This is a genomic window from Sphingomonas bisphenolicum (assembly GCF_024349785.1).
Lineage (GTDB): Bacteria > Pseudomonadota > Alphaproteobacteria > Sphingomonadales > Sphingomonadaceae > Sphingobium > Sphingobium bisphenolicum.
Window position 1 is genome coordinate 1217560 of record NZ_AP018817.1, and the last position, 19167, is coordinate 1236726.

17 protein-coding genes are annotated in these 19167 nt (G+C 65.8%); 13 read left to right on the forward strand and 4 right to left on the reverse strand.

The genetic code is table 11. The features are described from left to right. Positions 1-16: 16 nt before the first annotated feature. Positions 17-292: a flagellar biosynthesis anti-sigma factor FlgM gene (gene flgM, locus SBA_RS06115; protein WP_224550514.1), complete on the forward strand. Its 276-nt coding sequence runs from the start codon at positions 17-19 to the stop codon at positions 290-292. Between the two features lie 15 nt (positions 293-307). Further along, entirely contained in the window at positions 308-616 is a 309-nt protein-coding gene (locus SBA_RS06120) for a hypothetical protein (protein WP_224550515.1), read from the forward strand. Between the two features lie 46 nt (positions 617-662). Here the strand turns inward: SBA_RS06120 and SBA_RS06125 are convergent. Then, positions 663-1414 (reverse strand): IS5 family transposase gene (locus tag SBA_RS06125; RefSeq protein WP_261935108.1). Its coding sequence is split into 2 segments (ribosomal slippage): positions 663-1084 and positions 1084-1414, totalling 753 coding nucleotides; the frame shifts between segments, so codons are not numbered across the junction. A gap of 174 nt (positions 1415-1588) precedes the next feature. Here SBA_RS06125 and SBA_RS06130 point away from each other — a divergent pair. Genes SBA_RS06130 through SBA_RS06140 form a run of 3 tightly spaced genes read left to right on the forward strand, consistent with a single transcriptional unit; the run spans position 1589 to position 5292 of the window. After that, on the forward strand, positions 1589-2404 hold the full coding sequence (locus SBA_RS06130; RefSeq protein ID WP_261936241.1) for a lysozyme family protein: 816 nt from the start codon (positions 1589-1591) through the stop codon (positions 2402-2404). Between the two features lie 9 nt (positions 2405-2413). Next, positions 2414-4546, forward strand: coding sequence for a flagellar biosynthesis protein FlhA (gene flhA, locus SBA_RS06135; RefSeq protein WP_261936242.1), 2133 nt, complete (start codon positions 2414-2416; stop codon positions 4544-4546). A gap of 14 nt (positions 4547-4560) precedes the next feature. After that, a complete protein-coding gene (locus SBA_RS06140; RefSeq protein WP_261936243.1) occupies positions 4561-5292 on the forward strand; it encodes a sigma-70 family RNA polymerase sigma factor in 732 nt (243 codons plus the stop codon). 84 nt (positions 5293-5376) lie between these two features. Here the strand turns inward: SBA_RS06140 and mdoH are convergent, their stop codons facing one another. From mdoH to SBA_RS06155, 3 genes are all read right to left on the reverse strand, one after another. After that, complete coding sequence (gene mdoH, locus SBA_RS06145) at positions 5377-7266, reverse strand: glucans biosynthesis glucosyltransferase MdoH (protein WP_390902392.1); 1890 nt, start codon at positions 7264-7266, stop codon at positions 5377-5379. A gap of 62 nt (positions 7267-7328) precedes the next feature. Beyond that, on the reverse strand, positions 7329-8813 hold the full coding sequence (locus tag SBA_RS06150; protein WP_261936244.1) for a glucan biosynthesis protein: 1485 nt from the start codon (positions 8811-8813) through the stop codon (positions 7329-7331). A 212-nt stretch (positions 8814-9025) separates the two neighbouring features. Next, on the reverse strand, positions 9026-9835 hold the full coding sequence (locus SBA_RS06155; RefSeq protein WP_224548543.1) for a flagellin N-terminal helical domain-containing protein: 810 nt from the start codon (positions 9833-9835) through the stop codon (positions 9026-9028). Between the two features lie 344 nt (positions 9836-10179). On the opposite strand from SBA_RS06155, the gene SBA_RS06160 reads away from it, so the two are divergent. From SBA_RS06160 to SBA_RS06195, 8 genes are read left to right on the forward strand one after another with little or no spacing between them, the layout of a single operon-like run. Continuing rightward, on the forward strand, positions 10180-11451 hold the full coding sequence (locus SBA_RS06160; RefSeq protein WP_261936245.1) for a sigma-54 interaction domain-containing protein: 1272 nt from the start codon (positions 10180-10182) through the stop codon (positions 11449-11451). Positions 11452-11471: 20 nt separating this feature from the next. Beyond that, on the forward strand, positions 11472-11831 hold the full coding sequence (gene fliE / locus SBA_RS06165; protein WP_224548779.1) for a flagellar hook-basal body complex protein FliE: 360 nt from the start codon (positions 11472-11474) through the stop codon (positions 11829-11831). Positions 11832-11834: 3 nt separating this feature from the next. Further along, entirely contained in the window at positions 11835-13589 is a 1755-nt protein-coding gene (fliF, locus tag SBA_RS06170; protein ID WP_261936246.1) for a flagellar basal-body MS-ring/collar protein FliF, read from the forward strand. Continuing rightward, on the forward strand, positions 13582-14598 hold the full coding sequence (gene fliG / locus SBA_RS06175) for a flagellar motor switch protein FliG (protein ID WP_261936247.1): 1017 nt from the start codon (positions 13582-13584) through the stop codon (positions 14596-14598). The genes fliF and fliG overlap by 8 nt, the downstream gene beginning before the upstream one ends. Continuing rightward, positions 14591-15232: a FliH/SctL family protein gene (locus SBA_RS06180; protein ID WP_261936248.1), complete on the forward strand. Its 642-nt coding sequence runs from the start codon at positions 14591-14593 to the stop codon at positions 15230-15232. Before fliG ends, SBA_RS06180 begins: the two co-directional genes overlap by 8 nt. Beyond that, on the forward strand, positions 15229-16557 hold the full coding sequence (locus SBA_RS06185; RefSeq protein ID WP_261936249.1) for a FliI/YscN family ATPase: 1329 nt from the start codon (positions 15229-15231) through the stop codon (positions 16555-16557). The genes SBA_RS06180 and SBA_RS06185 overlap by 4 nt, the downstream gene beginning before the upstream one ends. Continuing rightward, entirely contained in the window at positions 16554-16979 is a 426-nt protein-coding gene (locus SBA_RS06190) for a hypothetical protein (RefSeq protein WP_224548554.1), read from the forward strand. Before SBA_RS06185 ends, SBA_RS06190 begins: the two co-directional genes overlap by 4 nt. Further along, positions 16979-19159, forward strand: a complete 2181-nt coding sequence (locus SBA_RS06195) for a flagellar hook-length control protein FliK (RefSeq protein ID WP_261936250.1) — start codon at positions 16979-16981, stop codon at positions 19157-19159. Before SBA_RS06190 ends, SBA_RS06195 begins: the two co-directional genes overlap by 1 nt. The last annotated feature ends 8 nt before the right edge of the window (positions 19160-19167 follow it).

Here is a 19167-nt window from a genome sequence, read left to right on the forward strand (position 1 = left end):
AGTGAAGGATTATCCAATGATCAAGTCTGTGGGCCAGAATATCAGCGCCGCCATAGAGGCGACCCGCCTGCGGGAAGGGGCCAGGACGCGCGCGTCGGCATCCACCGGATCGGCCACGACATCCGCCAGCGCCGCATCGGCCAGCCCTGCCGCGCGCATGGCGGCTGAAGGCGCGCCGGTCGATATGGACCGGGTCGCCGCCATCAAGGCTGCGATCGCATCGGGCAACTACCCGGTCGACGCCAACGCCATCGCCGAACGCATGGTCGCCCTCGACCTGTCGGCTGCCTGATAGAGGACAAACGTCATGCCACTGGGTCTCGCCGCGCTGGATGATCTCTTCGAAGCGTTCGAGGATCTTCGCGACGTGCTCGACGGCACGGATGCCACCGCGATCGAGGTCGCCAGCAATCGCGTCAGCCGCGCGGCTTCGTCCGTCCGCGCGATCGGCGCCTGGCGTTCCGACCCGGCCGTGATCGAACGGTTGAGCGTCATGGTGCCGCTGCTAGACAGCGCGCGCATCCGCGTCAAGCTGCTCGCCGATCATGCCCAGCAGCGACTCGCCATCCTTGCCGCCCATGGCGCGCAGACCGCCCCGCTGACCTATGGCCGGTAGACGCCGCTGAAAATAATTTCGAGTTTCGACTAAGGCTTGTGGGGATTCACCGGGAATTGATGACGGCTGCAGCGAGGTGGATCATGGCCTCGAAGCTGCGATCGGTTTTGCAGGCGCGCATGGCGATACGCTTGAATTCCTTGAGTTTGCAGAAGAAGTTTTCGATGAGGTGGCGCCACTTGTACATTTCGGCGTCGAGCGGGATGGGTCTGGCGCGTCGCGGGTGCTGCGAGATGACGATTTTTGCACCCCGCTCGTTGAGATCGGCGACGATATCGTTGCTGTCGAAAGCCTTGTCAGCGAGCAGTGCGCCGAACTTGATGCCGTCGATGAGTGGAGCAACGCCAACCGTGTCGAAGCGGTGGCCGGGCATCAAGCGGAAGCGGACAAGGTTGCCCAGCGCATCGGTCAAAGCCAGGATCTTGGTCGTCATGCCTCCTTTGGAACGACCAATGGCCTGGCTCTGAGTCCCCCTTTTGCGCCCTGGCCGTGCCGGTGAACCTTGACGATGGTGGCATCGATCATGGCGTATTCCATGTCGGGTTCATCCGACAGAGCATCGAAAATCCGCTTGAAAACATCGGCTTCCCGCCAATCGCGAAATCGGCGGAATGCCGTGCTCCAATTGCCGAACATCGCCGGTAGGTCGCGCCATGGACTTCCAGTGCGGACAATCCACAGCACTGCCTCCACGAACAGCCGGTTGTTTCTGCCGCTGCGTCCGGGGTCGGTGATCTTGCCCAGACAGTGCGGTTCCATCTGCGCCCATTGGGCGTCCGTCAGTACAAAGCGATCCATCCAGAGTGTGAATCACAACTCCAGCAAAAGGGGAATCCTAAATCCCCACAGCCCTTAAAGCGGCGCCCTTCGGCGCCGTTTTTCGTTGTAGGGCGCGAAATCCTTAATCGCGTTAACCAAATCTTGGCACAAGCCTTGCTCTAATGTCCTCGCTAGCAAGTGAGGATTTTAGTCGTGTCGGCTTTCGCAGACATATCAGCAACCGGGAGTTCGACAGGTAATCGCGTCACCAACGCGATTGCGATGGCGAGCCGCCGTACTGGTGTCGACTTCTCCTATTTGCTCGGTCAGGCCAAGATCGAATCCAGCCTGAACCCCACGGCCCGTGCGGCGACATCGTCCGCCACCGGCCTCTATCAGTTCATCGACCAGAGCTGGCTCGCCGTCGTCGACAAGCATGGCAGCGAATATGGGCTGGGCTGGGCGTCCGACGCGATCCAGCAGAGCGGCGGCCGCTATTATGTGGCCGACCCCGACCTGCGCAAACAGATATTAGACCTGCGCAAGCACCCCGAAACCGCATCGGTCATGGCGGCGGAACATGCGGCCGACAACAAGGCCTATCTGGAATCGAAGCTGGGCCGCGAAGCCCAGCCGGTCGATCTCTACCTCGCCCATTTCCTCGGCGTCGGCGGTGCCTCCAAATTCCTGGCGGTCCATGACCGCGCGCCGGATGCGACGGCGGCATCGCTGTTCCCGTCCGCGGCGCGCGCCAACCGTTCGATCTTCTTCGACAAGCAGGGCCACGCCCGCAGCTTCGCCGACATCCGCGACCGCTTTGCGTCGAAGCTCCAGAAGAACTCGGACGGCCTCGGCGCCGACATCCAATATGCTTCCGCTGCGCTGCCTTCGGGCGCGAAGACGGTCCAGCCCGCCGACTATGTGCGGATTGAAACCCAGCGCCTCGCCGAGCAGCCTGACATCATGGTCAAGCCGCAACCGCAGACCGCCCGCCTCGCCTATCTCATGCTCGCCACCCTCGGAAGGTAAACGGCCGCAATGTCTCCTGCCCAAGTCAAAGCGAAGATCTGGATGAGCGCCGTCAAGGGCGCCGTGCTGCCGTTCGCCACGCTGATGGTCGTCGTGTTCATGATGGTCCCGGTGCCGGCGATCATGCTGGACATCGGCTTCATCACCAACATCATGATTTCCCTTGCGGTGCTGATGGTGGCGCTGAACGCGGGCAAGCCGCTCGATTTCTCCAGCTTTCCCACCGTGTTGTTGTTCGCGACCCTGCTGCGCCTCGCGCTCAACGTCGCCTCGACCCGCGTCGTGCTGGTGCAGGGACATGAAGGCTCCGACGCGGCCGGGCAGGTGATCGAAGCCTTCGGCCACTTCCTGATCGGCGGCGACTATGTCGTGGGCATCTTTGTCTTCGCCATCCTGATGATCATCAACCTGGTCGTCATCACCAAGGGCGCGGGACGCGTGTCCGAAGTGTCGGCGCGTTTCACCCTGGACGCCTTGCCGGGCAAGCAGATGGCGATCGACGCCGACCTGAACGCCGGTTTGATGACGCCGGAAGAAGCCAAGATCCGCCGCGTCGAAGTCGCGACCGAGGCGGACTTCTACGGCTCGATGGACGGCGCCAGCAAGTTCGTGAAGGGCGATGCGGTCGCTGGCATCCTGATCCTGGTCATCAACATCGTCGGCGGCATCATCCTGGGCGTGGTCAGCCATGGCCTCGCCATTGGCGAAGCCGCGCAGACCTATATCATCCTGGCGATCGGCGACGCGCTCGTGGCGCAGATCCCCGCGCTGCTGCTCTCCATCGCCGCCGCCTCCATCGTCACCCGCGTCAAGAGCGAGCAGGATCTGGGCGGCCAGATCGCCGGCCAGTTCGGGTCGGGCCGCGCCTGGGTGCCGGTCGCCGCGATCCTGGGCTTTCTGGGCATCCTGCCTGGCATGCCCCATCTCATCATCCTGTCGGCCGCGGCGGTCGCGGGCGGCATTGCCTGGCAATTGCGCAAGGCTGTCCAGAAAAAGGCGGCCGAGCCTGCTCCGGTCGCGCCTGCGCCCAATCCGGCCGTCATCGAATGGGACGATGTGTCGGACGGCGCGATCCTGGGTCTGGAAATCGGCTATGGCCTCATCAGCCTGGTGGACGAACGCAAGGGCGCGCCGCTCATGGCCCGCATCACCGGCATCCGCCGCCAGCTATCCAAGGAACTGGGCTTCGTCGTGCCGATGGTTCGCGTGAAGGACAATCTGGCGCTCGAACCCAATCAATATCGCATCACCATCGCGGGCGTGGTCGTGGGCGAGGACGAAATCTGGCCCGACGATCTGCTCGCGCTCGACAGCGGCGCGCTGGAAGGCACGGTCGCCGGTCGCCCGGCCAAAGACCCGACCTTCGGCCTCGACGCCGTCTGGATATCGCAGGCCAAGCGCAGCGAAGCCGTGGTTGCGGGCTATACCGTCGTCGATCCGCCGACGGTGGTCGCCACGCACCTCAATCAGCTCATCGCGATGAACGCCGCCGAAATGTTCGGCCTGGATGAAGCGCGCAAGCTGCTCGACAATCTGAAGGACGCTGCGCCGCAACTGGTCGATGGCCTGACGCCCGGCACACTCAGCCTGACGCAGATCAGCGCTCTGTGTCGCGCCCTGCTGGGCGAAGGCATCGCGCTCAAGGACTTCCGCCGCATCTGCGAGGCGATGGTCGACGCCGCACGCCCCGACATGAGCCACGAACAACTGGTCGAGGCGGTGCGCCAGCGCATCGGCGCGCTCATCATCCAGGGGCTCGTCCCGGTCAAGATGCCGCTGCCGGTCATCACCCTTGACGGCGATCTCGAAGGCTTGCTGGCGCAGGCCATGCGCGTCGCGGGCGACGCCAAGCATCCGATCGAACCCGCGCTCGCCAACCGCATCGTGGAGGCGGTGATCCACGCCGCCCGGCCGCTGATGGGGCAGGCGCGCAACTTCGCCATCGTCACCTCGCCGGTCGCGCGCCGCGCGCTCGCCCGGCTGTTCAAGCCGCATCTGCCCGAAACGCCGGTGCTGTCCTTCCTCGAAATTCCCGATGGCAAGGGCGTGGAAGTGGTCGCGGTGGTCGGCAACGAGCAGCGCCCCACGCCCCGCCACGACCCCGCGCCGCGCCAGGACCAAATGCGCGAACGGGTTGCCTGAAAGGAGGCTGAGCCATGTATATGAACAAGATTGCGGCTGGCGCCCATACCTATGGCAAGCCCGGCGAAAATAGCCCGGAGCGGCTGGCCCGCCAATATATGCCGCTGGTGCGCAAGATCGCCTGGCACGTCCATGGCCGCGTTTCGACCGCGATAGAGATTGAGGACTTGCTCCAGATCGGCATGGTTGCGCTGGTCGAGTCCGCCAACAGTTTCGAGGATCGGGGGCTGGGCTTCGCCGCCTATGCCCAACTGCGCGTGCGCGGCGCAATGATCGACCATCTGCGGCGGCAGGCAACGATTTGCCGGTCGGCAATGGCCAGGCGGAAAGAACTTGCCAAGGTGCGCAACCGGCTGGAACAGAAGCTCGGCCGCCTGCCGACCGAGGCCGAAATGTCGGCAGACATGGGGCTTGAGCCGGCCGCCTATCGCGAGATCGCCGACAGCGTCGAAATGGTTCAGCATACCAGCATGGACGAAGTCTATTCCGACCAGTCGATGTGGTTTGCCGATGTCGAGGATCGCGCCGACGACATCATGGAACGCGAGTCCCTCAAAAAAGCGCTGGCCGCCTGCATCGGCGAACTGCCCCAGCGCGAAGCGATGGTCCTGCAACTCTATTTCGTCGAGGAACTGAACCTGGAGGAAATCGGCCACACGCTGGACATCGGCGCCGCCCGCGTCTGCCAGATCAAGAAAGCGGCGCTCGACAAGCTGCGCGAAAAACTGCGCGACTGGGACGACTGACATTCAGGCTGGCGGTGTTCCCGCGAAGGCGGGAACCCGGTCCTACGATCTCCATGACGCGCCCAACGGCTGATTACCTATCCATCACTCATCATTCGCCGCCAGCGGCCCGACCCGCCGCCCATCCGTCGTCGGCCAGCGGAACCGCAACGGACGATAGCTTTGCGTGCGCCACCACGGATCGGCGACCTGGAACAGGCCATGTTCTTCCGCCTTGCGCCCCAGATCCTTGCGCGCGGTCAGCGCGGCCAGCACCGGCGCGGCGAACAGGCCGGCGACCACCGGCGACATCCAGCCCAGGCTGCCGGCCTTCACCGCCATCGCGGTCAGCCCCGCGCCCAGCAGCAAATGCCATTTGAACAGCCAGATCGCACTGGTGATCGCCATGCCGTCGCGATCGCGGGTCTGCCCGTTCCAGCTTGCCTTGCGGCCCATCAAGATGCTGAACAGGTTGATCGTCTGCGTCAGCATCGCCACCGGCGCCATCAGGATCGACAGGATGATATCGACCAGAACGCCGCGCGTCATTCCCGCCGCGCCGCCAAAACCGATGCGCCGGGCCGGATCGGCCATCGCCCAGATGATCGCCAATATCTTTGGACCGAACAACAGCACCGCCGTCAGCGCCAGCAATCCGCCCGACGGCAGGATCGCGGCGGGCGGCCACACCCCGGCCAGCGCGCCACCCAGCACCACCAGCATCAGCGCCAGCCACAGCGGCGACGTGCAATAGGCCGACGCGCCGACCAGCAACTGGAACCGGCTGACCGGATGCAACCCGGCGATCTTCACCAGCAACGGCACATGCTGGATATTGCCCTGGCACCAGCGCCGGTCGCGGGTGAACAGGTCCGGCATGGAGGGCGGAAATTCCTCGAAACTGTCGTCGGCCGTGACCATATGCACGTCCCAGCCGCGCCGGCGCAGCAGGGCGGCCTCCAGCATGTCGTGGCTCAAAATATGCCCGCCGAACGGCGCACGGCCCGGCAGTTCGGGCAGGCCGCAACTTTGCGCGAAGGCGCTCACCCGCACGATCGCATTATGGCCCCAGAACATGCCCTCCGATCCCGCCCACCAGATCATGCCCGCGGCGGACGTCGGACCGAACAGGCGGCTGGCGAATTGCTGCCAGCGCGCGAACAACGTGGCCGCGCCCATCACGGTGGGGACGGTCTGGATCAGCCCGACATGCGGATGCCGCTCCATGTCGGCGGCGAGGCGGGCCATCGTCTGCCCGCTCACCACGCTGTCGGCGTCCAGCACCACCATATAATCGTACCCGCCGCCGAAACGCTGCACCCATTCGGCGATATTGCCTGGCTTGCGGCCGATGTTGAGCGCGCGCCGACGATAATGAACGGGGCGGGAGAAGGAGGCGCGCATTTCCTGATAGGCGCGGCGCTCCACCTCGCCACTTTCGGGACTGGAGTCCGACAGGATGAAAAATTCGAACCGCTCGCCGCCCATCACCTGCGCCAGCGACCGCTCCATGATCGACAGCCGGCCCAGCACGCCCAGGAAATCCTCATTGCACACCGGCAGCAGGATCGCGGTCTTGCCCTTCAGCGGGGTGGCGGCATTCAGCGGACGCGGCGTCACGCTCCGCCCCTTGCCAACCGTCAGCAGCAGGAAGCCGATCATTGCGGTGGCGAAGCCGAAGGCGATCCAGGCGAACAGCGGAATGAAGAGCGCGAGATAGACGCCTTCCCACGCGGAAATACCGTCCAGCCCGATCGATCGGCGCATTTCATGCGCAGCCATCGCGGCGGGCAGCAGGGCGAGCAGCACCACCAGCAGGCGGCGCGCCCAGATGTCGATATTGAGCGGGCGGCGCGCGATCAGGTCGGGCCGGGCGCCGAAATCCTGTTCCGGCATCGCCAGCGGATTTTCCGGCGGCACCTGTTCAAAGGCGCGCGCCAGCGGCTTTCCCCCGGCATCGGTGGTCGGCGCCTGCACGCCTCCATTCCCCATCATTCCTCAGACCCATCGCGATTGACCCAATATGTCACAACCGCCCGATGCATAGACGGTTCCCGCTAAGCGCCCAGCGGATAATGCACATATTCGCTCAATCCGCGATCGCCGGTCCGCAACTGGAGCCGAATATCGGCCGACTTGCCCTGTGCGCGCTTGATGTCGAGCACCGTGCGGAACAGGCCGTCGCGGCCCAGCACCGGATAACCGGCCTTCTTGATGAGCGTACCGCCGGCTACGTCCGCCCAGATATCGGGCTTGCTCCCCGCAGCTACGCCCGCAAAGTCGATCACCAGCCGATCGGCATCGCCGTCGCCGCGCCCGCGCCAGACATTCTCGACGATGGCGATGCCGGCAGAGGCCGGCGCGCGCGCCGCGGACCAGTCGAGCCGATAGGCCAGGTCGATCCGCGCGCCTGCGCGCGGCGCGGCATCGGGCGTCCAGTAGGCGGCGACATTGTCGGTATATTCGCTGTCGGTGGGGAAGGCGTAGAGGCGTACGGCGCCTGCACCCAGCGGCTCGGTCGGCGTCGACCAGAGCGAGGGGCGGCGATCGTAGAAGACGCCATCATCCTGATAATGGTCGAAGTCGCGGTCGCGTTGCAGCAGGCCGAAGCCCTTGGGGCTCACTTCCGTGAAGGCGCTGAAATGCGGCGCGGACGGGTTCACGATCGGCCGGGCATGGGCGGTCCCGTCGGCGCTGGCGATCGACAGCATGTCGCTGTCATGGATTTCTGGCCGCCAGTCGGTCCCCTGGATGCGGTTCGCCTGATCGTACCAGAACATGCTGGTCATCGGCATCAGCCCCAGTTCGGGGATGGCGCGTCGGGGGAAGAGGGCGGCGGTGATATCCTGCCGCACCCCCTGCGGCCCCAGGCTGCTGACGAAACGGAACGCGCCGCTGATCGATGCGCCGTCGAGCAACGCATAGATAGTGACGCTGCTTGCGCCCGTCCGTTCCAGCCAGAAATGGGTGAAGCGGGGAAACTCTTCCTTGCCGGCCAGACTGGTGTTGATCGCGATCGCGCGGGCCGACAGGCCGAATTGCTTCTGCGGGCTGGGCGCGCGGAAATAGCTTGCGCCGAGGAAGGACAGCCAGTCGCTGTCGCGCGCCGCATTCATGATGCGGAAGCCGGCAAAGCCCGCATCCGGCCCCAGCGCCGCCACGGCATTGCCTGCGGGCGTGTCGAACATGGTCGGATCGTAGCGCAGCGGGGCCGCGCGCCCTTTTTCCACGATCGCGATCGACACCGGCTGGGCGGCGTTCACCGAAAGCGGGAAGAAACGGACCCCGGTGTCGCCGGGCAGGTCGCCCCATAGGGTGCGCTCGTCGCGGAACCGCGCCTGATGCAGGGCGTCATAATCGACCTTCGCCGCGCCGGGATGCGGCGGCGTCTCCCTGAACGGCGCGCGGGCGAGGCGCTGCATCTGCCCGACCAGTCGATCCCATGAAAAGACGTCGCCGCCAGTCTGGGCCAGCAGCATGTCCGGAAGAAGAAGGGCGGATGCGGAGGCGGCGATCATCGCGCGCCGGTTGATCTGGGTCATGGCCTTTATCATGGGAGGCACAACCGGCGAAGCCAAGTCTGTATCCGCGCCTCCATGCGAAGAAGCCTCCGCCCGGGGGGACGGAGGCTTCAAACAGGCTGGTCGTTCGATCGAAGGTGTCGCCCCCGGCACGGTGGGGACTGTTGATGTGCCGGGGGCCACTTGGGCGGCTGGCGGTGACCAAGACCTCAGCCGACCAATCTTGTTACGCCTTAGCCGATCAGCTTGAGCACGCCCTGCTGGCTCTGGTTGGCCTGGGCCAGCATCGCGGTCGACGCCTGGCTCAGGATCTGCTGCTTGGCGAGCGCCGTCGTTTCGGCCGAGAAGTCGGCGTCTTCGATGCGGCTGCGGGCGTCGGTCAGGTTGGTGATGTTGTTGGTCAGGTTGTTGACCGTCGATTCGAGGCGGTTCTGCACCGCACCGAGGTTGGCGCGGGTCGTGGCGATCGAAGCGATCGCGGTGTCGAACGTGTCGAGGTCAGCCGAGGTGCCGGTGGTGACATCGACCGCCAAAGCGTTGGTCATTGCGGTCGTCACGTCGTCCAGCGTGATGTCGACAGTGTCGGACGCGTTGGCGCCGGCCTGGATCGTCACGGTGGCGGTGGAACCGTCGAACAGCTTCGTGCCGTTGAATTCGGTGTTCGCCAGCGTATCGGTGATCTGGGTCTGGAGCTGCGCGACTTCCGCCTGGATGTTCGCCTTGGCGTCGGTGTCGTTGGTGCCGTTCAGCGCCTGGACCGACAGTTCACGCATACGCTGCAGCATGTTGGTGACTTCGCCGAGCGCACCTTCCGCCGTCTGCGCCAGGCTGATGCCGTCATTGGCGTTGCGGACGCCCTGGGTCATGCCCTTGATCTGCGCCGTCATGCTCGAAGCGATGGCGAGACCGGCGGCGTCGTCCTTCGCGCTGTTGATGCGCTTGCCGGTCGACAGGCGTTCCATCGCGGTGCTCAGCGACTTGCTGGCCATCGACGAAGCATTGGCCGAGCGCAGCGCTGCAGTGTTGGTTCCGATAACAGTCATGGTGTTCCCTTTCGTTTCACTATCAGGTCGCTGCCATCCGTTAGAGCGCTTGCGGCCTCGAAAGGGGATAACGGCGGGGCGCCATGGGCTTTTAGCGCCGATGTCGATTTTTTTGGAAAGGGCGTGATTCGGGCGGTCCGAAAACCCCCTTACGCGGGCGCGACGCGCGCGCCTTAGACCAAGGTCGAAGATATTGCCGTTTTTGCCGGAAAAAAACTGCCGCATTGCGGCAAGCCGGCAGACGGCATTAACTATCTGATAACCACAGACGGGCTATTTGTTAACCATCGAAGGGGGTTGGGGCGTACGGGGGTACAAGCCAGCCAAATGATGGGGTTTTGTTCATGTCGACACTAGACGTGAGCCGTGGCGTCTGCGCGCTTCTTCCGGGGCTGCAGCACTGGCTTGAAAATGCCTTCTATGAAGTGCGCATCGTCGATGCGGCCGACCCCCGTGACAGGGACGACCGGCGTATCCTGCTGGCGACCGAGATCGGTCACGCCACCTATCGGGACATCCTGATCAACGTTATCGACGGTGCGCCTTCGCTGCTGTCCGCCGCCAATGGTCTGCCGGCGCGGGTCGCCTTTGGCATAGCGGACATGGGCTTCGCCTTCGCCCTCATCGCCGAACTGGCCCGTCCCTCCGCGATCCCCGCGGTCGGCGACAGCGGCAGCGCCCGCCTGATGACGCTGGCCGGCCGTGTCGCCCGCAGCGACGCCACCGTCCTGATCCAGGGCGACACCGGCACCGGCAAGGAAGGCATGGCGCGCTTCCTGCACGCCCAGTCGGGTCGCACCGCCCACGACTTCATCGCCGTCAACTGCGCGGCGCTCCCGGAAACCATGATGGAAGCGATGCTGTTCGGTCATAAGAAGGGCAGCTTCACCGGCGCATCCAATGCGTCGGAAGGGCTGTTCCTCGCGGCGGACGGCGGCACGCTCTTCCTCGACGAAATCGCCGAACTGCCGCTCTCGCTCCAGTCCAAGCTGCTGCGCGCGCTGCAGGAAGGCGAAGTGCTGCCGGTCGGCGCCACCCATCCGGTCCCGGTCAATGTCCGCATCATCGCGGCCTGCAACCGCAATCTCGCTAACGAGGTCGCGGCCGGCCGTTTCCGCGAAGATCTTTACTGGCGCTTGAACGTCATGCCGCTGGAACTGCGCCCGCTGGCCGAACGCCCCGGCGATGTCGCCGCGATCGCCGCCGCCATGCTGCTGCGTCAGCAGGACATGGGCAAGGCCGGCTTCGTCTGGCCGACCGCCGCGGCGATGGACAAGCTCACCGCCCATGTCTGGCCCGGCAACGCCCGCGAACTGGGCAATGTGCTCCAGCGCGCGCTGGTGCTGCGCGACGGCGAGATGATCGAGGCGGACGATCTGCATCTGGCCCGCGCGCCGCAGCCGCTGCGCGTCGTCACGCCGATCGTGGCGCCTGCGTCGGTCGCGGTCGAGCCGACCCGCCTGCGCGACGTCGCCCATCACAGCAAGCTGGAAGCCATCCGCATCGCCCTGCGCGAAACCGATGGCCACCGCGCCGCCGCCGCCCGCAAGCTGGGCATTTCCGAACGCACGCTTCGCTATCGGCTCGCCGAGATGCGCGAGCTGGCAGCGGCTTGAAGGAGGGCTGAACCATGGCCATCAACGGCATTTCACCCACCGACAGCGTGATGGCGATCCGCAACGCCATCCTGCAAAAGAATGCGGCTTTGCGCGATGTCGCCTCGACCGGTCCGGTCGACGGCGCGTCGGGCGCCGGCGGCACGCAGGGCACGGCGCCCGGCGGCTTCACCGAAGCGCTCAACAGCGCGCTGCAACAGGTCAACGGCCTGCAGAATCAGGCCGGCGAGGCGGCAGCGTCGTTCGAACGTGGCGAAACCACCGATATCGCCGCGGTGATGCTGGCCAAGCAGCAGGCGTCGGTCAGCTTCGAGGCGACCCTCCAGGTCCGCAACAAACTCCTGTCCGCCTATAAGGACATTATGAGCATGCCGGTCTAAGCCATGGAAAACGCACTCAGCACCAATGTCGGCGCATCGGCGCCTGCTCTCACCCCGGCGCCCGCCTTTGGCGGAGGCGCCAAGGGCGTGGACGCGCTCAAGGCGCGCTTCACCGGCTTCATCAAACAGCCCGCCGTGGCGAAAAGCCTGCCGCTGCTCGGCCTGCTCGGCACCGTCGCGGTGGCCGGGGCCGCCTGGCTCGCGCTGCGCGAACCGCCGCAGCGCGACCTGTTCCGCGCCTTGCCCGATACCGACAAGTCGGCCGTCGCGCAGGTGCTGGACCAGAATGGCATCAAATATGACTTCGATAACAGCGGCGGCATGACCGTTGGCCAGGACGATTATTTCAAGGCCAAGATGATGCTCGCCGCGCAGGGCCTGCCCAAGAGCGCGCCCGACGGCAACAGCATGATCGACAGCCTGCCGATGGGGGCTTCGCGCGCCGTTGAAGGCGAAAAGCTGCGCTCGGCCCGCGAAATGGACCTGGCCCGCACGATCGAGGCGATCGACAGCGTCGAAACTGCCAAGGTGCATCTCGCCGTCGAGCCGCCCAGCGTCTTCCTGCGCGAACGGAGCAAGCCGTCCGCTTCGGTGATGCTGCGTCTCGCCAATGGCCGCACGCTTACCGACCAGCAGGTCAGTGCGATCGTCCATCTCGTCGCCTCCTCGATCCCGGAACTCAACCCGGACGATATCTCGGTGGTCGACCAGAATGGCCGCCTGCTCAGCAACAATGACGGCAACGCCGCCGACGATCGCCAGCTCGCCGTTCAGGGCAAGATCGAGGATCGCTATCGCCAGTCGGTGATCGCGCTGCTGACGCCGATCCTGGGCACCGGCAATTTCTCGACCGAGGTCCATGCCGAACTGAATTTCGCCGAGCGCCAGGCGACTCGCGAAACCTATCCGCAGGACGAAGCCCGTCTGCGCAACGAAACCGGCACCTGGGCGTCCGATCCGCGCGGCCAGGGCGCGGGCGAAGCATCCGGCATTCCCGGCGCGCTCAGCAATCAGGCCCCGGTCAACCCGACCGTGACCCAGACCAACCCCAATGGCCAGGCCGTGGCGCAGGGCCAGACCGCGCAGGGCGCGCAGGCGGGTCAGCCCGGCACCCCGCCCAACCCGCTGATGAAGACCGAAGAAACGTTCAACCGCAGCTTCGAGCTGGGCCGCGAAGTGTCGGTCACCCGCGACGCCATCGGCACGGTCAAGCGCCTGTCGGTCGCCGTGGCGCTCGACACTGCGCCCGATGGCAAGGCCCGCACGCCACAGGAAATCGCCGCTTTGGAAGCGCTGGTGAAGGGCGCGGTCGGCTTCGACCAATCCCGTGGCGACGTGGTGGCGCTGTCCTCGCGCAGCTTCCTCAAGACGCAAGAGGCGACGACACCCTGGTATGAAGCCGACTGGATGTCGCCGCTGGTGCGCAACGTGTCGGCGCTGCTGGTCGCGCTCCTGGTCATCTTCGGCATCGGTCGCCCGCTGCTCAAGCGCCGCGCCGCCGCGCCCGACGCTTTGGCTGCGCCGACCCCGGAAGAAGGCCAACGCATCGGTCGCGAGATTTCCAGCGAAATCACCAAGCAGGCCGTCGTAGCCGGCCCGAACGGCGCCGAACCCAAGATCACGCTCGACATGATCTCCTCCACTTACGACTACGCCCAGCGCGCCGACCTGATCCGCAACTTCGTGAAGCAGGATCCCGATCGCGCCGCTCTGGTTGTCCGCGACCTGCTGAAGGAGGCTAAGAAGGAAAATGCCTGAGATCGTCCCCGGTCGCCCTGAAGCGCTGAAAGGCAGCGCCGCCGCCGCCGTCCTCCTGATGTTGTTCGATGAGGATGAAGCCGCCCAGATCCTGTCCCGCCTGGAACCCGAAGAAGTCCGTCAGCTCGGCTATGCCATGTATGACGTGCAGGATGTCGATCCCGAGGAGGTCAACGAAGCGCTCGATCATTTCGTGACCAAGGCGAAGAAGCGCACCACCATCGGCTATGGCGCGACCCGCCATATCCGTGGCGCGATGACCAAGGCGCTGGGAGAAGAGCGCGCGGAGACCATCCTGGCGCGTATCACCCCGCCGACCCGTTCAACCCAGCTAGAAATGCTGAAATGGATGGACGCCAAGGAAATCGGCACGCTGATCGAGATGGAGCATCCGCAGATCATGGCGATCGTGCTGGCCCATCTGGAAGCGCCGGTCGCCGCCGACGTGCTGCAATTGCTGCCGTCCGAATATCAGGAAGAGATCGTCTATCGCATCGCCACGCTCGGCCCGGTGTCGAACGAGGCGCTCGATGATCTGGAACAGTTGCTGCTGCGCGGCCCGGTCAAGAAGCAGGGCGCGGCGTCGCAGCGCGGCGGCACGGTCGAAGCGGCCGCGATCATGAACAATGTCCGCAAAGACAATGAACTGCGGATCATGAAGGCCGTCGCCAAGCGCGACAAGATGATCGCCCAGACGATCGAGGAAGAGATGTTCGTCTTCGACAACCTGATCGACATGGATGACAAGAATCTGGGCACGCTGATGCGCACTGTCGACAGCCAGGTGCTGGTCGTGGCGCTCAAGGGCGCGAACGACATGCTCAAGGCGAAGATTTTCAGCTCCATGTCCGCCCGCGCCGCGCAGGCGATCGCCGACGAGATCGAGGAACGCGGCCCGATCCGCCTCGCCGAAGTCATCGACGCGCAGAAACTCATCATCGCCACCGCGCGCCGCATGGCCGACGCTGGCACCATCATGCTGGGCGGCAAGGGGAACGACTTTGTCTAACTTTTGGGGGGGCGTTGCGGTTCAGGATGCGACGCCCGTTGCCGTCGCGGGCTTCCGCCCGGCAGAAGGCGGCTTTCGCAGCCTCTATGCCAGCCTGCCCGGCCAGACCGGGACCGGCACGATGCGCAATGGCGTGATCGAAGCGGAGCCGGAAATCGACCTGATGGAGGAGGCCCGGATGGAGGCCTTCACCATGGGCTTCGATGAAGGTTGCCGCGTCACCGCCCAGACCCATGGCGAAGAGAGCGACGCACGCGAGCGTTTGACGCAAGCGCTGGAAACGCTGTCACCTGCGCCCAGCGGGATGCTGTCCACCATGCTGTCGGCCACCGTCGTCCGCCTGGTCGAACAGATTGTCGGCGAAGTGGAGATCGACATCGAACGGCTGGTGCAGCGCTGCGACACCGTCGCCGCCTTCATCGAGGATAATGAGGGCAAGAGCGCCCTGCATCTCCATCCCGACGACATCACCCTGCTGGAAGGCGAGACGATCGGCGTCAAGCTGGTCGGCGACAAGGCCATGCATCGCGGCTGCGTGCGGCTCGAAACCGCCGATGGCTGGGTCGAGGACGGCCCGGACGTCCGTCTGGCCCGCCTGCGCGCGCTGATGGACGATATGGAAGGGAAAGCATGATCCGCGCCGCGCTGGCCCAGGCCGAAAGCCTGTTCGACCACCTCCAGGTCCAGAACCGCGCGCCCCGCCGGATCGGCCGTCTGGTCAGCCATGATGCGGGCATGTTGGAAGTTACCGGCTTTCGCCGTCCGATCGGCTCTGGCGCGCGCGTCATGGCCAGCGACGGCTCCGTCTGCCGCGCCGAAGTCGTGGGCTTTCGCGGCGACCGCACCTTGCTGGTCCCGCTCGATGCCGACGCCCCGCTGGAAAACGGCATCCGCGTCGAACCCGACAGCCAGGCCAATATGGTGCAGGTCGGCGATGGTCTGATCGGTCGCGTCATCGACGCCATGGGCCAGCCGCTCGATCGCAAGGGGCCGATCATCGCGGGCGGCACCTGGCCATTGAACGGTGTGAAGGGCAACGTCCTCGACCGGGGTCGCGTCACCGAAGCGTTCGACCTGGGCGTCCGCGCCGTCAACGCGCTGCTCACCGCCGGGCGCGGCCAGCGCATCGCCATCATCGCTGGCTCCGGCGTCGGCAAATCCGTGCTGATGGGCCAGATGATCGCCGGGGCCGAAGCGGATATCGTCGTCGTCGGCCTGATCGGCGAACGTGGCCGCGAAGTCAGCGACTTCCTGGAAACCAAGCTCAAGCACACGATGCACAAGAGCATCGTCGTCGCCGTGCCCGCCGATCATCCCCCGGTGCTGCGCCTGCGCGCCGCCGCGCGCGCCACCGCCATCGCCGAATATTATCGCGCGCGGGGCAAGAAGGTGCTGCTCCTCATCGACAGCCTCACCCGCTGCGCCCATGCCCAGCGCGAAATCGGCCTGGCGCTGGGCGAGCCGCCCGCGATGAAGGGCTATCCGCCCTCCGCCCTCGCGCTCATCCCCCGTCTGGTCGAGCGGGCAGGGGTGGACGCCCGCACCGGCGGGTCGATCACCGCGCTCTACACCGTGCTGGCCGATGGCGATGATACCGACGATCCGATCGTGGACGCCGCCCGCGCCATCGTGGACGGCCATTTCGTCCTCTCGCGCCATCTGTCCGAACAGGCGATCTTTCCCGCCATCGACATCGGCAAGTCGCTTTCGCGCGTCATGGCCGACGTGGCGCCGGACGAGCATCGCATGGCCGCCGCCAATTATCGCCGCCTCTGGGCCGCCTATGAGGAAAATCGCGATCTCATCCTGATGGGCGCCTATCGCCCCGGCAACGACCCGGTCATCGACGAAGCCGTCCGCCGCCGTCAGGAAATCCTCGACTTCATCCGCCAGGACCAGAAGAGCCGCATCGACCTCGACACCAGCGCCGATGCGCTGGTCGCGGGCTTTAGCGCATGAAGGGGCTGGTCGGCCGCCGTCAGCGCGTGCTGCGCGTCCGCCATGTCCAACATGCCATGGCGGTCGCGGAAACGGCTCGCGCGCGCGACGAAGCCGATGGCCTTGCCCGCAATATCGACCGCCTGCGCAAGGTGCGCAGCGAATTGTTCGAGACGGAGGGCATGGCCACCGGCGCGTCCTTCGCCGCCATGCAGGAACTGGCGACCCGGCTGGAACAGGCCGGGCGACAGCTTGACGGCGCGCTTTATGATGCCAAGCGCAAGGTCGAGGCCAAAGAAGGCATGACTCTTGCAGCGAACCGCGAGAAGGAAATCGCCACCCGCCTCAAGGACCGCGCCCGCGCGGATCTGGAGGAGTGGCGTGAGACAAGGCTTGCCGCGCTGCCGCGCTATCGCCGGATGCAGCGTAACGGGGACGTTTGATGATGACCATGCTGACCAGCCTCAAGGCGCTCTTGTTCGCCACGCCCGCATCGCCGGGTGTGAAGACCGACGCCATGTCGGCCGACGGCAGCACGGACTTCGCGCAAGTGTTGAACAGCGTGGGCACTATGCCGACCGTCGCCGCGCAGCCGGCTGCGCCGGTTGCCGCCGCAACGGAAAGTGTCGCGCCCGTTATAAATAGCATTGAAAATCAAGAGATTGATGTGCCTGACTGGCATCCTGCCATCGCGATTTCGACACCTCCGGTTGCCTCTGTCGCACCCTTGCCAAAATCGGGAAAACCCCAAACAACTGTCCAGCTCGTCGTCGCACTTTCCGAGGTGGACGAGGCGTTCGCGCCCGCCACGCCCGCCACGCCCGCCGCACCGGTCGAGCCACCAGTCGAGATCGTTTCCCTGAATGATGACGACGCGCGGGACGACATTTCCTTGCCGCAACAGGCGCAGGGTGCCGGGGCTGCTTCGGCGCTGCCCGCGACCATAATGGTTGCCAAGGCCCCGATCGCGTCTGCCACCGTCGAGCGGTCCGTGCCCGCGCCGGTCAAGGCGCATCCCGCGCGGCCGCACGATGCCGTTTCGGTCGATCCTGTCGCCGCCTCGCTGCCGACCGAAACATCCGGGGCGCTGGACACGCACGAACCGTCGGCGTCCGAAGACGAGACGATGCCCGTTGCGCAGGACGACCGCCAGCCGCCGGCTCAGCCGACCGCGCCTGTTCCAATCGCTGCGCCTGTCGTCGCGCAACCCGAAATAGCACCAGCCGAAGCAGCACCAGCCGAAGCGGTCCAGGCCAAGAAGGCCGCTGGTCCGTCCCCCGTCTCGCGATCGACCGCCGCACCGTCCCCCATGCCGCGGTCCGTCCCGGACGCATCGGTCGATCGACCCAGCCTCATCGCTGCGGAAGCAACAGCATCGCCGTCCCCCGTGATCCCGATGCCCCCGACCGTCGCGTCGAACGACGTCGCGCCGATGCCGGTCGAGGCCGCGCCGCTTGCGTCCGTCGCACCAGCGCCAGAGGCGAGCGCCGTGTCGCCGCTGCCGACGCAAGCTGCGATCGCCTCCGCCGATCTGCCTGTAGAGCAAAGGTCGATCGGCAAGCCCGCTGCCATGCCTGCCCCGGACGCCACGCACCCGGCCAGCCAGCCTGCTCCGGCTACCCTCATGCAGAATGCCGACCTCGCGCCAGCCGCCCGGCCGGTCCCGCAGGCCACTCCCGCATCGCCCGTCGCTGCACCGATCGCGGAAACCTTGTCGGCCACGCCGGTCGTAACGCCTGCGCCCGCGGCTTCGGAAGCGAACGACCTGGATCAGCCCATCGACATCGCACAGGCGAGCCTCCCCACCGGGCCCACCAAGCCGCGCGCGGAGGCCGTCTCGCTGCTCCAGTTGGTGCGCGATCATATGAGCTTGCGCGCGCCGCGCCGAACCGAAACCGCCGCATCAGTCCGCGACACGGTCCCCGACGCAGCGCCCGCGATCCTGCCGACGGCGATGAACGACGGTATATCGATGCTGGCACCGCTGGTTCAGCCAAGCACGCCGCCGCTCGCGACCATCGCAACCGCCATCCCGACCGTCGATCTCTCCGCCAGCCTCGGCGCGCAGGTGGTGGACATGAGCGTATCAGGCCAGTGGATCGACGGATTGGCGCGCGACATCGCCGGCCTGTCGGCCAATGGCGCGCAGGGCCGGTTCCAGATCAACGCCGACCAGCTCGGCCCGATCCAGGTCGATATCCGCCAAGGCGCCGACGGCGCCGCCGTCAGCCTGACAGTCGCGACCGACGCGGCCGAACAGGCCTTGCGGCAGGAGGGCGACCGGCTGAAGCTGGACGCGGGTCTGTCCGCGGTGCGCATCAGCGAGGTGAAGATCGAGCGTGCGCCGCCTGTCGCGGAAACCGCGCGGGCGGACAGCGGCGGCAACCAGAATTCGTCGCAACAGCCATCCGGCGGTCAGGGCCAGAACGCCCATCAGGCCATGGGGCAGGGAGCGGGTCAGGGGATGATGGGGCAGTCGTCGGCCCAGTCGCATATGCAGGGTCGCGGCCAGCCGCGTGAAAATATCGCCTTCGGGCATAAAGCGGGGAGTGATGCTGCCGTTCTTAACCATACGGACGTCGGCGAAAACGCCGGCGGGGCCGTTCGCGCGCGCTACGCGTGACCAGCACT

Excerpts from the sequence above, each read along its gene's own strand:
- SBA_RS06195 (WP_261936250.1), top strand. The coding sequence starts at position 16,979 with ATGATGACCATGCTGACCAGCCTCAAGGCGCTCTTGTTCGCCACGCCC.
- fliG (WP_261936247.1), top strand. The coding sequence starts at position 13,582 with ATGCCTGAGATCGTCCCCGGTCGCCCTGAAGCGCTGAAAGGCAGCGCC.
- SBA_RS06155 (WP_224548543.1), bottom strand. The coding sequence starts at position 9,835 with ATGACTGTTATCGGAACCAACACTGCAGCGCTGCGCTCGGCCAATGCT.
- mdoH (WP_390902392.1), bottom strand. The coding sequence starts at position 7,266 with ATGATGGGGAATGGAGGCGTGCAGGCGCCGACCACCGATGCCGGGGGA.
- SBA_RS06160 (WP_261936245.1), top strand. The coding sequence starts at position 10,180 with ATGTCGACACTAGACGTGAGCCGTGGCGTCTGCGCGCTTCTTCCGGGG.
- SBA_RS06120 (WP_224550515.1), top strand. The coding sequence starts at position 308 with ATGCCACTGGGTCTCGCCGCGCTGGATGATCTCTTCGAAGCGTTCGAG.
- SBA_RS06185 (WP_261936249.1), top strand. The coding sequence starts at position 15,229 with ATGATCCGCGCCGCGCTGGCCCAGGCCGAAAGCCTGTTCGACCACCTC.
- SBA_RS06190 (WP_224548554.1), top strand. The coding sequence starts at position 16,554 with ATGAAGGGGCTGGTCGGCCGCCGTCAGCGCGTGCTGCGCGTCCGCCAT.
- flhA (WP_261936242.1), top strand. The coding sequence starts at position 2,414 with ATGTCTCCTGCCCAAGTCAAAGCGAAGATCTGGATGAGCGCCGTCAAG.
- SBA_RS06140 (WP_261936243.1), top strand. The coding sequence starts at position 4,561 with ATGTATATGAACAAGATTGCGGCTGGCGCCCATACCTATGGCAAGCCC.
- SBA_RS06150 (WP_261936244.1), bottom strand. The coding sequence starts at position 8,813 with ATGACCCAGATCAACCGGCGCGCGATGATCGCCGCCTCCGCATCCGCC.
- fliF (WP_261936246.1), top strand. The coding sequence starts at position 11,835 with ATGGAAAACGCACTCAGCACCAATGTCGGCGCATCGGCGCCTGCTCTC.
- flgM (WP_224550514.1), top strand. The coding sequence starts at position 17 with ATGATCAAGTCTGTGGGCCAGAATATCAGCGCCGCCATAGAGGCGACC.